The 13226-nt window shown below is 57.3% G+C and carries 14 protein-coding genes; 6 read left to right on the top strand and 8 right to left on the bottom strand.

Annotated elements, in window-relative coordinates; genetic code table 11:
• The first annotated feature begins 16 nt into the window (after nucleotides 1-16).
• The 3 genes from AC2FGB_RS03630 (at nucleotide 17) to AC2FGB_RS03620 (ending at nucleotide 2560) form a co-directional block, all read left to right on the top strand.
• Complete coding sequence (locus AC2FGB_RS03630) at nucleotides 17-784, top strand: beta-keto acid cleavage family enzyme (RefSeq protein ID WP_281972178.1); 768 nt, start codon at nucleotides 17-19, stop codon at nucleotides 782-784.
• Entirely contained in the window at nucleotides 781-2097 is a 1317-nt protein-coding gene (locus AC2FGB_RS03625; protein WP_496693229.1) for an aspartate aminotransferase family protein, read from the top strand. Before AC2FGB_RS03630 ends, AC2FGB_RS03625 begins: the two co-directional genes overlap by 4 nt.
• Before the next feature lie 73 nt (nucleotides 2098-2170).
• The gene (locus tag AC2FGB_RS03620) at nucleotides 2171-2560 is read left to right on the top strand and encodes a hypothetical protein (RefSeq protein WP_496693228.1); all 390 of its coding nucleotides are present in this window, start codon (nucleotides 2171-2173) and stop codon (nucleotides 2558-2560) included.
• 48 nt (nucleotides 2561-2608) lie between these two features.
• Here AC2FGB_RS03620 and infC read toward each other — a convergent pair whose 3' ends face one another.
• The 7 genes from infC to cobA all read right to left on the bottom strand — a co-directional run bounded on the left by infC (nucleotide 2609) and on the right by cobA (nucleotide 8232).
• Nucleotides 2609-3190: a translation initiation factor IF-3 gene (gene infC, locus AC2FGB_RS03615; protein WP_246097134.1), complete on the bottom strand. Its 582-nt coding sequence runs from the start codon at nucleotides 3188-3190 to the stop codon at nucleotides 2609-2611.
• A 123-nt stretch (nucleotides 3191-3313) separates the two neighbouring features.
• Nucleotides 3314-4147 (bottom strand): ferredoxin--NADP reductase, encoded by an 834-nt coding sequence (locus AC2FGB_RS03610; RefSeq protein ID WP_496693335.1) that lies wholly within the window; start codon nucleotides 4145-4147, stop codon nucleotides 3314-3316.
• A 109-nt stretch (nucleotides 4148-4256) separates the two neighbouring features.
• Nucleotides 4257-4664 (bottom strand): DUF934 domain-containing protein, encoded by a 408-nt coding sequence (locus tag AC2FGB_RS03605; protein ID WP_142634095.1) that lies wholly within the window; start codon nucleotides 4662-4664, stop codon nucleotides 4257-4259.
• Nucleotides 4661-5422, bottom strand: a complete 762-nt coding sequence (locus tag AC2FGB_RS03600; RefSeq protein ID WP_271946855.1) for a phosphoadenylyl-sulfate reductase — start codon at nucleotides 5420-5422, stop codon at nucleotides 4661-4663. Before AC2FGB_RS03600 ends, AC2FGB_RS03605 begins: the two co-directional genes overlap by 4 nt.
• Nucleotides 5412-7076 (bottom strand): nitrite/sulfite reductase, encoded by a 1665-nt coding sequence (locus AC2FGB_RS03595; protein ID WP_496693227.1) that lies wholly within the window; start codon nucleotides 7074-7076, stop codon nucleotides 5412-5414. Before AC2FGB_RS03595 ends, AC2FGB_RS03600 begins: the two co-directional genes overlap by 11 nt.
• Before the next feature lie 65 nt (nucleotides 7077-7141).
• On the bottom strand, nucleotides 7142-7456 hold the full coding sequence (locus AC2FGB_RS03590) for a DUF2849 domain-containing protein (protein ID WP_496693226.1): 315 nt from the start codon (nucleotides 7454-7456) through the stop codon (nucleotides 7142-7144).
• Complete coding sequence (cobA, locus tag AC2FGB_RS03585; protein ID WP_496693225.1) at nucleotides 7456-8232, bottom strand: uroporphyrinogen-III C-methyltransferase; 777 nt, start codon at nucleotides 8230-8232, stop codon at nucleotides 7456-7458. The genes AC2FGB_RS03590 and cobA overlap by 1 nt, the downstream gene beginning before the upstream one ends.
• 142 nt (nucleotides 8233-8374) lie before the next feature.
• On the opposite strand from cobA, the gene AC2FGB_RS03580 reads away from it, so the two are divergent.
• Nucleotides 8375-8854: an Lrp/AsnC family transcriptional regulator gene (locus AC2FGB_RS03580; RefSeq protein ID WP_142634084.1), complete on the top strand. Its 480-nt coding sequence runs from the start codon at nucleotides 8375-8377 to the stop codon at nucleotides 8852-8854.
• A gap of 3 nt (nucleotides 8855-8857) precedes the next feature.
• Here AC2FGB_RS03580 and AC2FGB_RS03575 read toward each other — a convergent pair whose 3' ends face one another.
• Nucleotides 8858-10039, bottom strand: a complete 1182-nt coding sequence (locus AC2FGB_RS03575; protein WP_496693224.1) for a cytochrome P450 — start codon at nucleotides 10037-10039, stop codon at nucleotides 8858-8860.
• A 47-nt stretch (nucleotides 10040-10086) separates the two neighbouring features.
• Between AC2FGB_RS03575 and AC2FGB_RS03570 the strand changes: the two genes are divergently transcribed.
• Both AC2FGB_RS03570 and AC2FGB_RS03565 read left to right on the top strand, forming a co-directional pair.
• A complete protein-coding gene (locus AC2FGB_RS03570; protein WP_496693223.1) occupies nucleotides 10087-11820 on the top strand; it encodes a sensor histidine kinase in 1734 nt (577 codons plus the stop codon).
• Nucleotides 11817-13046 (top strand): sigma-54-dependent transcriptional regulator, encoded by a 1230-nt coding sequence (locus AC2FGB_RS03565; protein ID WP_271946867.1) that lies wholly within the window; start codon nucleotides 11817-11819, stop codon nucleotides 13044-13046. The genes AC2FGB_RS03570 and AC2FGB_RS03565 overlap by 4 nt, the downstream gene beginning before the upstream one ends.
• The last annotated feature ends 180 nt before the right edge of the window (nucleotides 13047-13226 follow it).

Below are 13226 nucleotides of genomic sequence, written 5' to 3'. Positions count from 1 at the left end.
TAATCGGGGGCAGGGAATGTCACAGCATCGGTCGAAATCTGAACCCTACATTCTGGCGGCGCCCAATGGTGCGCGCCGAGGTGCGGCAGATCACCCAGCCCTGCCTGTCACAACCTCGCAAATTCTTGAAGCGGCCAGAGCATGCCATGAGGCCGGTGCGGCCGGTCTTCATCTGCACATTCGGGACACAGAAGGCCGTCACTCTTTGGACGCGGGACAGTATCTGGAAACACTTGCCGAACTTCGGCGGCGGGTTCCGGCTCTGGACATCCAGATCACAACCGAGGCGGCAGGGATTTTTGATGTAAGCAGCCAGTTCGAATGTCTGAAGAAGGTTAGACCGGCTTGGGCGTCGATCTCGGTTCGCGAAATCGCGCGCGATAACGATCTGGCTGACCGGATCTATGGTCTTTGCGCGGATCAGGGGACGCGGGTTCAGCATATTCTTTACGACGCTGAAGATGCGGCCCTATTAACACGGTGGCAATATCGTGGGGTTGTCCGCAAACAACAATCCGACCGTTTGCTTGTTCTGGGGCGCTATCGGACTGATCAGGAATCAAAGCCCTCGGATCTGGATGCGTTTCCGGACGGGGATTCGCCTTGGATGATCTGTGCCTTTGGAAAACGAGAGCATGACTGTTTAATACATGCGGCGTCCTTGGGCGGTGATGTCCGGGTCGGATTTGAAAACAGCATCGCAGACCGGAACGGAGACACATGGGACAATAACGCCGCCTCAGTCGCGGCCCTTGTCGCCAGATTGAAAGAGGATAGATCATGAGCCACGTTTTCCCACGCCATACGAAATCTCAGCTGCCGGTCGCGGTTGGCGGCGAAGGCTGCTATCTGATCGATGCTGACGGTAAGCGGTATCTGGATTGCGGTGATGCTGCTGTGTCCTGTCTTGGCCACTCAAACCGGGCGGTGATCGAGGCGGTTCAAAGCCAGGTTGAAAAGATCGCCTTTGCGCATACCGGGTTTATGACGTCCGAACCTGCCGAAGCCCTTGCGGACCTTCTGATTGATCATGCGCCCGGGGATTTGGATCGCGTTTATTTCGTATCCGGAGGGTCCGAAGCAACAGAGGCCGCCATCAAACTGGCACGGCAGTATTTTCTTGAGATCGGTCAGCCCGAGCGCCGCCATGTCATCGCGCGCCGCCAAAGCTATCATGGAAATACTCTGGGGGCCTTGTCAGCGGGGGGAAATGCCTGGCGCCGTGCGCAATTCGCACCGATGCTGATCGAAATGACCCATATCGCGCCCTGCTACGAATATGCCGAAAAGAAAGATGGTGAGAGCAGCCACGCCTATGGTCAACGGGTGGCCGATGAGTTGGAGGCCGAAATTTTGCGTCTTGGCCCTGAAACCGTCATGGCGTTTATGGCCGAGCCAGTCGTGGGGGCAACGCTGGGGGCGGTCCCGGCGGTCGAAGGGTATTTTAGGCGCATACGTGAAATCTGTGATCAATATGGCGTTTTGCTGATCCTCGATGAGGTCATGTGCGGAATGGGGCGAACCGGGCATTTGTTTGCCTGCGATCACGATGGAATTGCCCCGGATATTCTGTGCATCGCCAAGGGTTTGGGGGCGGGTTATCAACCCATCGGCGCAATGTTGTGTACGAGCCGGATATATAAGGCGATCCAAAATGGGTCAGGGTTTTTCCAGCACGGGCATACCTATGTCGGCCATCCGGTGGCAACTGCAGCGGCATTGGCGGTGCTGAAGGAATTGACGAGCCAACAACTGCCCCAGCGCGCCGAGTTTATGGGACAGAGACTGCAATCTGCGCTGGAAACTGCGTTCAGCGAGCACCCATATGTCGGCGATATTCGGGGCCGCGGGCTGTTCCGCGGTATCGAGCTGGTCTCGGACCAGGCCGGAAAAACACCGTTTGATCCCGCACTTGGTCTCGCGGGCAAGATCAAGAAGGCGGCATTGAACGCTGGTCTGATCTGTTACCCCATGTCTGGCACACGCGATGGTCGAAGTGGCGACCATATTCTGTTGGCGCCGCCTTTCATTATCGAAGACGCACAGATTGAGGAATTGGTTGAAAAGCTGGAGGCCGCACTCAAAGCCGCGATCTGACGCTCTTTTGATCTGACTTTCTCTTTTTACTCAATAGGGTATCGACAAAAGGTCAATTCCTGAAGGAGCGATGATGATTGTCGACATCTGGAAGAGTTTTCGGGACTTGCCCGCCTGGGTACAGATCTGGTTGGTGGTGCTGCTCATCCCGACCAATCTGGCACCTCTGGCGTATCTGGATCAGCCAAATGGTATTCTAATCGCAGCACTCGCAATCGGTGGGATGGCATTGAATCTTCCGATCATGCTGGCTACCCGAGGGATGAGCAAAGCGATGGCATTTCCGCATCTAATATGTTGGGTGCCAATAGTTTTCGTCGTGATTGCAGTATTTGCAAGCGAAGCCGAACTGGCGATTGGATATGCGAAATTTCTGGTGTTTCTACTGGTTATTGACCTGATTTCGTTGGCATTTGATGTGAATGACGCAAGGGTCTGGCTCAAAAGCCGAAGCGCAAAATAAAACCCCCTCAATCCGAGGGGGTTTCGTATAACGCAGTTGTCGCAGGGCTTACTTCTGCGGCAGCGGGCCGATCATCATGATCATCTGACGGCCTTCCATCTTGGGCATGTTCTCGACCTTGCCGATTTCCTTGGTGTCCACGGCGACACGTTCCAGCAGCTCACGGCCCAGATTCTGGTGTGCCATCTCACGACCACGGAAGCGCAGAGTCACTTTTACCTTGTCGCCGTTTTCAAGGAATTTGAACACGTTACGCATTTTGACTTCATAGTCATGAGTATCGGTGTTGGGCCGGAACTTGACCTCTTTCACCTCAATGACTTTTTGCTTTTTGCGCGCTTCGGCCTCGCGTTTCTGCGTTTCGTATTTGAATTTACCAAAGTCCATGATTTTGCAAACCGGAGGGTTTGCATTCGGCGAAATCTCGACCAGATCCAGGCCGGCTTCGTCCGCGAGTTGCATGGCTTTGGCGGGATGAACCACCCCGACATTTTCACCTTCGGCGCCGATAAGGCGAATTTCGGGGGCACGGATCTTATCATTGACGCGCGGGCCGGTGTCTCTCTGAGGCGGCGCGTTGTGAGGTCTGCGAGCTATGGGTTCATTCCTTTGATGATTGCAGAATTTCAAGCCCGGAATTTAGACTGGGCTGCGGGACGTTTCAAGCGGCATAAGTGACCACCAGCGTGAATTTCCCATGATATTCCCGCGTTTTTGCCGATCTGATGTCGCATATCAGACCGGCAAACCGGATTAGCCAACAAAGGCCTTTTCAATGACGAATTCCTTGGGGTCGGAATTTGCGCCTTCGCGCAGTCCGAAATCCTCGAGGATTTTTTTGATATCCAGATTGAAAGCCAATGATCCGCAAACCATCGCGCGGTCCGTATCCGGCTGGATGCCGCCCTCAATCCCCAGATCGGCAAATACTGTGCCGTCTTTCAACAGCTCGGTAATGCGGCCCATTTTGGGGCTCTGATCGCGTGTGGTGGTCGGGTAGTAACGAATCTTGTCCGCAAAACCTTCGCCCATCAGTTCGGCCAGCAATTCGTCCTGACGGATGTCTTCAATCAGTTGACGACCATATTCCAGCTCGGCCACTTCGCGGCAGGTATGGGTGATTATGACCTCATCATAATCCTCATAGGTCTGTGGTTCGCGCAGCAGAGAGGCGAAGGGTGCAAAGCCGGTGCCGGTGGCAAAGAACCACAGGCGCTTACCAGGCAGCAGGGCGTCATGGACCAGCGTGCCAACCGGCTTGGGCCGCAGGATGATCTGATCGCCTGGTTTGATGTGCTGAAGTTTCGAAGTCAGCGGGCCGTCCTGTACCTTGATCGAATAGAACTCAAGCTCTTCATCCCAGGACGGCGAGGCGATGGAATAGGCGCGCAGCAGGGGTTTGCCGTTGTCGCCCAGCAGGCCGATCATCACAAACTCGCCCGAGCGGAACCGCAAGGACGCGGGGCGCGACACTTTGAATGAGAACAGGCTGTCAGTCCAATGCTTGACGTCTGTCACAGTCTGGGCGTCCGGCAGAACGGGGGCCTTCACGGCGGTTGCTTCGGTCACGGGTTTCATCTCTGTCATCGTTTCACTGCCGGTGGAGTAAACCGACATCTCCGTTTAATCTTTGATCCAAGTCAGGAAAAGGGGGCTCTTGCCCCTACGTTCCTATTTGAGGCTGCGAAAGGCGGTTTTAGCCGCGCAGGCGGGCCTGATAGTTGTTGTCCTGCCAGTTGGCGCGAGCCACCCACTGATCTTCGGGCTGGCGATCGGCCAGAGTGTCTTCAATCTCGACCTCATCAAAGCCGCTGCGCCGCGCCATGGCATACTGGTCGGCCAAGACATGGCCTTTGGCGCGCAAGCGACCGGTATAGCCTTTCAGGCGCAGGGTCCGCGCGATGGTAAAGCCGCGCCCATCCGCAAAGGACGGGAAATCGATGCGCACCATCTTGGCACAGCCCAGCCGTTCGGCAAGCTCATCGGGATCCGTGTCCGAGCTGACATCCAGCGCGACCACATCATTGGCCGCGTCTTCCAGCGTGACATAGCCATCAGTCCAATCATCGGGGGCGAACCCCTCATCGGTTACGATAACGTTCATGTGTTCTCTCCGGCGCGCATCATCTTGCCATCTACAAAATGAATGCCGCATTCTTCCTTGTTCTGATCGCGCCAGCGTCCGGCGCGGGGGTCTTCGCCCTGTTTGACCGGCGAAGTACAGGGCGCACAGCCGATCGAAGGGTATCCTTTGGCCACCAGCGGGTGCCTGGGCAAGTTGTTCTCTTCCATATAGGCGCGCACATCTTCGGGCGCCCAATGGGCCAGCGGGTTGACCTTGATCCGGCCTGTGCCGTCCTCGACCTCAAAGAAATCAAGCGTGGCGCGGGACCCTGCCTGAAACCGTTTGCGCCCGGTGATCCAGCCATCATATCCCAACAATGCCTGTTGCAGCGGGAAGGTCTTGCGCAGGTTACAGCACGCATCCATGTCCCGCAGACGCAGCGCGCCATAGGGGTCGTCGCGTTGAACATCCTCGTCATCCGCGCGGATGATCTTGACGTTTCGCAACCCCAACCGCTCGCTCACCTCCTGCTGATACTCCAGCGTTTCGGTGAACAGCATCTGCGTGTCGATGAACAGCACCGGGGTCATCTTGTCGACCACGGCCGCCATATGCAGCAACACCACCGATTCCGCACCGAAACTTGAGACCAGAGCGAGATCATCGATCTCTTCCATTGCTCCGTGCATCACGTCATGCGCACTGTGGTGGCGGAACCGGGCGTTCAACTCACTGACCCGTTCGGTCAGTTCACGTCTATCCCGGCCCAGTTCAGTCTGGATCAGATCAAGCGGCATTCGCTCGCGCCTCGGGGTAGAGGGCCGCCTTGAACGGAGTCATTCCGACACGGCGATAGGTCTCGAGGAAGGTTTCTTCGGCACCCTCACGCTGCTCCAGATAGGTTTCGACGATGCGCTCAACGGCCGGAACGATCTCATCATAGGCAAAGCCCGGACCCGTACGATCACCGATTGCGGCGTTTTCCGTGCCGTCACCACCCAGAGTGATCTGGTAGTTTTCGACGCCTGCACGATCCAGACCAAGAATGCCGATATGGCCGACATGGTGGTGACCACAGGCGTTGATGCAGCCCGAGATCTTGATCTTCAGGTGGCCGATATCATGCTCCAGTTTGAGGTCTTCGAACCGGGTGGCGATTTCCTGTGCAACCGGGATCGAACGCGCCGTTGCCAGCGCGCAATAGTCCATGCCGGGGCAGGCGATGATGTCGCTGATCAGGCCGATATTGGCGGTCGCCAGCTCGGATTCTTTCAGTTTGGCATGGATCGCGGGCAGGTCCGATTTATGGACATGCGGCAGGATCACGTTCTGCTCATGACTGATGCGCAGCTCGTCATAGGCGAATTCTTCGGCCAGATCGGCCATCACGCGCATCTGCTCGGCAGTTGCATCACCCGGCGTCGCGCCGTGCTTCTTGATTGAGATGGTGACAATCGCGTGGTCCGCATTCTTGTGCGGCGCGATGTTAGTATCGACCCACGAGCGGAAGACCGGGTCGTTGGTGTATGCACCTTCAAACGACGCAACCGACGCTTCGCGGAAGGTGGGTGCAGCGAAGTGGCTCTTGATCTGTTCCAGCAGGTTCATATCCGCGCCTTTGAACTGCGGGCGGACCTGCAGGAAACGCTCGTTCACCTTGGCGCGGATGGCGTCGATGCCGTGTTCATGCACGGTGATCTTGATGCGCGCCTTGTACTTGTTGTCGCGGCGGCCGATTTGATTCCAGACCGAAACAGTGGCTTCTAGGTAAGCCAGCAGGTCGTCAAACGCGACGAAGTCAGACAGTTCTTTGCCGATCATGGGCGTACGGCCCAGACCGCCGCCTACGATAACACGGGCACCCAGAACGCCGTTACGTTCGACCAGTTGCAGGCCGATATCATGCGCCTTGATAACGGCGCGGTCATTTTCGGACCCGGTGATGGCGATCTTGAACTTACGCGGCATGAACTGAAATTCCGGGTGGTCGGTCGACCACTGGCGCAGGAGTTCCGCATAGGGGCGCGGATCGGCGACCTCATCCGCGGCGGCACCGGCGAAATGGTCGGCGGTCACATTACGAATGGTGTTGCCGCTGGTCTGGATGGCGTGCATGCCAACCTCGGCCAACGCGTCCAGCATATCCGGCACGTCATTCAGCTTGGGCCAGTTGTACTGGATGTTCTGACGGGTAGTAAAATGGCCGTAGCCCTTGTCCCACTTTTCTGCCAGCAGGGCCAGTTGGCGCATCTGCGCACTGTTCAGCGTGCCGTAAGGAATGGCGACCCGCAGCATATATGCGTGCAGCTGCAAATACAGGCCGTTCATCAGGCGGAGTGGCTTGAACTCATCCTCGGTCAGCGATCCGTCAATGCGGCGCTCGACCTGGGTGCGAAACTGTCTGTTGCGTTCTGCCAAAAATGCTGTGTCGAACTCGGAGTAGCGATACATGATTAGCTGTCCTTAAGTGCAGCCCCGATCCTGGGGCCAATGTAGGGGAGAGAGAGGGCCAGGGATCAGGCCCGGGGCTGCTGGGAAGTTTCCTGTTTGCCGTGGGCATAGTTGGACGGACCAGTCCGGCGGAAGTCTTCCCGAAAATGAGTTGGTTCTGGGCCTTCGTCGCCAGCTATGGCATCCGCCAGATAGGCACCGACAATCTTGCCTGCCTGACGTTCGGCATCCAGAAGGCGGATCTGTGCGTGGGCTTCGTCTGTGATCAGCTCTGCCTCGGATAATTCACGCGACCAGCGGTCGTCCTCGGTCAGATAGATGACGTCACCTTCCAACAGATCGTTGGCGGTTACCACTTTGGGGGTAAAAGCGCGGGCCATCAGGCGTGCTCCTTTTTGAATTCAGTCAGGGCCTTGGCTGCCTGGCGGGGGGCAAGGCCGTAAAAAGTAAGGGTGGGGCCGTCCATGTCCGAGGCGCTCAGATCGGCGGACATGTGATCCAGCGTCGTGGTCAAAATGCGCTGATCGGGACGCGACGCGTTTTCGATCAGCGTCACAGGTGTGGCCCGGTCGGCGCCGTGCATGATCAGGCGGCCCTGAATAAACCGGGCAGACTTTTTGCCCATATAGATCGCCGCCACCGAACCGGGCTGCGCCAGGGCGCTCCAATCGTGATCGGCGAACCCCTTCATGTCGTGCCCGGTCAGGAAACGGATCGAAGAATTGCGCCCGCGGCGGGTCTGGCTTTGCCCGATGCCCGCAACTGCGGCCGAGGCTGCGGTGATGCCGGGGATAATCTGCCACGAGATGCCCGCTGCTTCAACGGCGTCGATTTCTTCGTCCAAACGACCAAATACGGTGGGGTCACCGGATTTCAGGCGTACAACGCGTAGACCCTTCAGAGCGTACTCTACCAGCAGCGCGTCGATGTCTTCCTGTTTCCACGAGGGGCCGAACCCGGCTTTGCCAACATCGACCAGGTCGGCCGTTTGCCCGGCAAGGGCCAGCACCTCGGCGCTGATCAGCCGGTCATGCAGGACAACATCCGCGCGCTCGAATGCGCGCAGGGCCTTGAGCGTCAGCAATTCGGGATCACCGGGGCCCGCGCCGACAAAGTCGACATGGCCTGCGTCCTGATATGTTTGCGTCACTTGCATGTTTCGGTCCGGGTTGGTTTGACTTGACCCTCAATATAGGAAATATTCCCGGTATTACGCCATATGTGCGCATAAATAAGAACAAGCGTTTCGCTGTGTTGGTAAAGCGATACGAAAGTTTCGAAACGAGGAAGAAATTGGAATGTCAGTGCGGATTGATGACACGGATCGGAAAATTCTGGTTGAGCTGCAGCGCGACGCCAGCCAATCGCTGGACGAAATAGCAGCCCGCGTCGGCAGTTCCAAGACGCCTGTCTGGAATCGCATCCGCAAGCTGAAAGGGGCCGGGGTGATCGGTCAGCAGACGGTATTATTGGATGCCGAGGCGCTTGGTTTTGAGGCGACGTTCTTCGTGCTGATCCGCACCTCTGAACACGAGGCGGATTGGCAGCGAAAGTTCCTCAAAGCCCTGCGGGACCGCCCCGAAGTGCAAGAGGCGCACCGGCTGGCGGGGGATATCGACTATATCCTCAAGGTGCGGGTTAAGAACGCGCGCGCCTATGACGTGTTCTATCAGACTCTGATTTCCGAGGTGCGCGTCCACAATGTGACGGCACTGCTGTCGATGGAAGAGATCAAGTCGACGACCATGCTGCCGCTGAATGCCCTGATCGAGAACTAGCGGTCAGACCTGAACCATCAACCGCTTTAGCCCGTGAAAATGGTAGCTGTTGGAATATTCCGGTTCCTCGCTGAGCGCTAGGTTGGGACAGCGTTCGAACAGTGCCGCCAGCGCTATTCGCATTTCGAGTCGGGCCAACGGTGCTCCGACGCAGAAATGCAGACCCGCGCCAAAGCTGCTGTTGGTCAGGATGGGGCGGGTTGGATCGAACTTATGAGGTTCGGCCCAGACTTGGGGATCACGGTTCGCGGCTCCAAGCAACAAAGCGACTTCGTCACCGCGTTTAAAACTGTGCCCGAACAGTTCGATCTCTTCATAGGCATAGCGCGTGAACATATGCAGCGGGGGATCAAAGCGCAGGATTTCTTCGACGGAGGCGTCAATCGTTTCAGGCTGAAAGGCATCGGCTTTTACACCTTTTCGCAATACGGTCCTAAGCCCATTTCCCAGAGAATGAACCGTGGCCTCATGACCGGCATTCAACAGCAGAATGCAAGTTGCAACCAACTCGTCACGCGACAGTTTTTCACCATCTTCTTCAGCGGCGATCAACCGGGTAATCAGGTCATCCTGAGGGTCAGACCGGCGCTTTTCGACGTAAGACGAGAGAAAGTCGGTGAACTCTTTTGCCGAGGCCGCCGCCGCATCCTCGGTCTGGCGTGTGCGGCTGGCCTGATACATCGCCACCATGTCATGGGACCAGCGCAAAAGCTCGGGCGACATCTCTTCGGGAACGCCTAGAAGGCGGCAGATCGTAACGACCGGAACTTGCGTGCAATAGGTGTCCAGCAGATCGAACGGCGCATCCGTAAAGGCGTCGATCAGCTTGTGGCTGAGGTCATGGATCGTTGGTTCCAGTGCCGCAATGGCACGTGACGTAAAGGCGCGCATGACCAGGCGTCGAAGCCGGGTGTGGCGCGGCGGCTCTGCTTCTAACAACGAATGAGATTCGACCATCAGCCAGGGGGCTAGATGCGCAGGACCTGGACGCTGCATTTCCGACGGCACTTCGCGACCGAAACGACGGTCCTTCAGCAAGGCCTGAACCGCCCGGTGCGATACCGCAGCGTGCATCCGGTAGTCGGCCCAATACACAAGGTCGCCATGCGCGCGGGCCGCATCATAAAACGGATAAGGGTTCTGGACAAAATTCGGGTCAACAGGGGATCGATGCAAAGTCTTCATGGCGGGCACACTTGCCATGAGGCGCGTTGAATGCAAGACCCAATGTCATGCAAAGGGTATGGTTAATTTCGACATTTCTGATTGCTGTTGGGCTGCTCTCTGTTGGGGTGTGGTCATACGGCTTTCGTCAGGCTTTGTCGCCGCTGAGCGATAAGGCTGAGGCCGATCTGGAATTGGCCGCCGACCGCCTTAGCACACAAATGCAGGTCTATCAGGAGCTGGCTGTCTTGATGGCCAGCCACCCGGCTGTTCGAACGCTTGTCACGCCGAGCGATCGCGCCATCGCGCAGGCTGTGTTGCTGGACGTGGCAGACAAAACTGCCGCCGTTAACATTGTCTATCTGGACCGTCTGGGCAGTGTACTTGCAGCCGCCCACCCGGTGCCTGAATTGACGATGGCAGACCATCCCGCATTCAGGCGCGCCATGCAGGGTGCTATGGGCAGTGCCCACGGGGTCGAGTCTACAAGCGGCGATCGAACCTATTCCTATGCAGCTCCTGCCTTTGGTCCCACCGGTATAGTCGAAGGCGCATTGATGGTTATAGCCGATGTGCAGGATGTCGAACAGACTTGGCGGGGCAGTACCGAGGCCATCTTCTTTATTGATGGGGAAGGTGTGGTGTTCATCTCGAACCGTTCCGACCTGTTGTTCTGGCGTCGGGCCGAAGGTCAACCGGGGCTGGTGCCGCCCGAGGGGCAGACGGTCGATTTCTCGTCGAATCTGATCGGACGACACGAGCTTTGGACCTTGAATTGGGGCCGGTATCTGCCACAGCGTGCGTTACACCTTACACTTGATCTACCGGTGATAGACATGACAGCCGAGGTGCTGGTGGATGTGGCCCCGGCGCGCCGTCTGGCGAATTTGCAAGCAGCGGCGGTCGCTGCGATCTGTCTGGCTTTCGGGGCGCTTTTGTTCATGGCAACCGAACGCCGGCGCGCGCTTGCTGAGGCCAATGCGGTGCTGGAAAGCCGCGTGACGCGCAGAACCCATGCACTTACCGCCGCGAACACCGCCCTGCGGCGCGAGGTTCATGAGCGGGAAGAGGCCGAGGTCGCTCTGAAGCATGCGCAGGAAGAGCTTATACAGGCCGGGAAGTTGAGTGCGCTCGGGCAGATGTCGGCGGGCATCAGCCATGAGTTGAACCAGCCGCTGATGGCCATTCGCCAATTCGCCGAGAATGGAACGGCTTTTCTGACCAGAGGTGACGAGTCAAAAGCCGCCGAGAACCTCACCAGAATTTCCGATTTGGCCGCGCGAATGGCGCGAATTATCAAGAACCTCAGGGCTTTTGCCCGCAATGAAAACGAGCCCATGGGCAGAGTTGATCTGGTTCAGGTAATAGAAACGGCGTTGGAATTGACCGAGGCCCGGCTGAATTCGGAAAACGTTCGTATGGAATGGCAGGCTCCAGATGTCCCTATCTATGCTTGGGGTGGCGAAGTGAGATTGGTGCAGGTGTTCGTAAATCTGATTAACAACGCCGCCGATGCCATGAGTGAGCAACAACAACGCATGATCAAGATCGCGATAAACAGTGACAAGACCCTGGCGGTCACGGTCAGCGACACAGGTCCGGGGATCGAGAACTCGGAGAAGCTGTTCGAGCCGTTCTATACTACCAAAGCTGTCGGTTCGTCTGAGGGCATGGGGCTGGGGCTGTCGATCTCTTATGGTCTGGTTCAAAGCTTTGGTGGTAATATTCGGGGCACCAACGCTCCGACAGGTGCGGTATTCACTGTGGAACTGGAACATTTCAGGGAAGTAGGGGCAGCATGACCCGCAAAGTGCTTTTAGTCGATGACGACTCGGCAGTGCGCGAAGCGCTGGCCCAAACGCTGGAGCTTGCCGATTATGAACCCGTTACAGCCGGGTCCTTTGTGGCGGCGAAGGATCATATCCGGGCGGATTTCGCAGGAGTGATCGTGTCGGATATCCGGATGCCTGGTCGGGACGGGTTTCACCTGTTGACCTACACCCGCGATATGGATGCTGATCTGCCTGTCATCCTGTTGACTGGAGAAGGCGACATACCAATGGCAGTGCAGGCCATGGGGCAGGGTGCATTCGACTTTTTGGAAAAGCCCTGCGCCGCGGCAGATCTGCTAAAGGTGTTGGGCAAGGCCTCTGAGGCGCGAGAGCATGTCCTGCAACAACGGGCGATGAAAAGCGAGCTTGAGCGCGGCGATCCAGCGGCACGCCTACTGTTCGGTCTCTCATCAAAGGCCGAAGAACTGAGGGAAAGGGTTCGTACGGTAGCCCAGACAGGGGCCGAAGTTTTGGTCACCGGACCGGCTGGCAGCGGGGTGTCCAAAGTTGCCGAGGTCGTTCACCTAATGTCGCCGCAAAGTCAGGGCCCATTTGTCAAACGTCCATCCGCCGGTTTGTCGACCAGCGATCTGGTTCATGTCTGCGAAGATGCAGCCGGTGGTTCCCTTTTTCTGGACGAAATCTCGGCCATGCCCGAGGCCACGCAATATGCAGCACTGGAGATGGTTGAACAGGGTGTAGGCGCCCGAATTCTGGCGGGCACGACCACTGACCTGGCCGAATTGTCTTCGGATGGACGGTTCCTTGCGGATTTGTTCTATCGTTTGGATGTGATGCGCGTTCGCATACCGTCGCTTGCCGAGCGCCCCGAGGATATACCTGTAATCTTCCGCCACTATGTAGCACAGGCAGCCGAACAGGCCGGGATAAAGGAACCGGAAATCACGTCGGACCATCTGGCATCGCTGATGACCAGAGACTGGCCGGGCAACGCACGGTCGCTGATGTCAGCCGCAATGAGGTTTGTGCTGGGAATGCCCGAAGATGTCTCGCAGGCCGCAGAACTGGGGTTGAGCGAGCAGATGGCACGGGTCGAAAGATCTCTGCTGATTGCTGCCCTTGGCCGGCATAACGGCAAGGCATCAGAAGCCGCAAAGGCGCTAAAGCTGCCTCGCAAAACCTTCTACGACAAGCTGGCGCGATACCACATTCGTCCTGAAGACTACCGGAGGTAAAGGCTCCCGCCAGCTTTTCCCGCATTGTCATGCGGTTAAGCTGTTGGGCGTGGCAGTCCGCTGACGCGGACTGCGGGGCGAACCAAATGCCCGGCAATCGATTCGGATTCGGCGAATCGTTATTTGTGCGGAAATCCACACAATGGCGCAGATATATGTGCGGATTCTCGCACGGCTTTC

The sequence above is a fragment of the Ruegeria sp. CDSC021 genome, assembly GCF_059610845.1.
This window is presented reverse-complemented; position numbering and strand designations above follow the sequence as displayed.

Bases quoted from the DNA above. Each gene is read 5' to 3' on its own strand.
- AC2FGB_RS03630 (WP_281972178.1), top strand. From the start codon at position 17: ATGTCACAGCATCGGTCGAAATCTGAACCCTACATTCTGGCGGCGCCC.
- AC2FGB_RS03625 (WP_496693229.1), top strand. From the start codon at position 781: ATGAGCCACGTTTTCCCACGCCATACGAAATCTCAGCTGCCGGTCGCG.
- AC2FGB_RS03620 (WP_496693228.1), top strand. From the start codon at position 2,171: ATGATTGTCGACATCTGGAAGAGTTTTCGGGACTTGCCCGCCTGGGTA.
- AC2FGB_RS03610 (WP_496693335.1), bottom strand. From the start codon at position 4,147: ATGACAGAGATGAAACCCGTGACCGAAGCAACCGCCGTGAAGGCCCCC.
- AC2FGB_RS03605 (WP_142634095.1), bottom strand. From the start codon at position 4,664: ATGAACGTTATCGTAACCGATGAGGGGTTCGCCCCCGATGATTGGACT.
- AC2FGB_RS03600 (WP_271946855.1), bottom strand. From the start codon at position 5,422: ATGCCGCTTGATCTGATCCAGACTGAACTGGGCCGGGATAGACGTGAA.
- AC2FGB_RS03595 (WP_496693227.1), bottom strand. From the start codon at position 7,076: ATGTATCGCTACTCCGAGTTCGACACAGCATTTTTGGCAGAACGCAAC.
- AC2FGB_RS03590 (WP_496693226.1), bottom strand. From the start codon at position 7,456: ATGGCCCGCGCTTTTACCCCCAAAGTGGTAACCGCCAACGATCTGTTG.
- cobA (WP_496693225.1), bottom strand. From the start codon at position 8,232: ATGCAAGTGACGCAAACATATCAGGACGCAGGCCATGTCGACTTTGTC.
- AC2FGB_RS03580 (WP_142634084.1), top strand. From the start codon at position 8,375: ATGTCAGTGCGGATTGATGACACGGATCGGAAAATTCTGGTTGAGCTG.
- AC2FGB_RS03575 (WP_496693224.1), bottom strand. From the start codon at position 10,039: ATGAAGACTTTGCATCGATCCCCTGTTGACCCGAATTTTGTCCAGAAC.
- AC2FGB_RS03570 (WP_496693223.1), top strand. From the start codon at position 10,087: ATGCAAAGGGTATGGTTAATTTCGACATTTCTGATTGCTGTTGGGCTG.
- AC2FGB_RS03565 (WP_271946867.1), top strand. From the start codon at position 11,817: ATGACCCGCAAAGTGCTTTTAGTCGATGACGACTCGGCAGTGCGCGAA.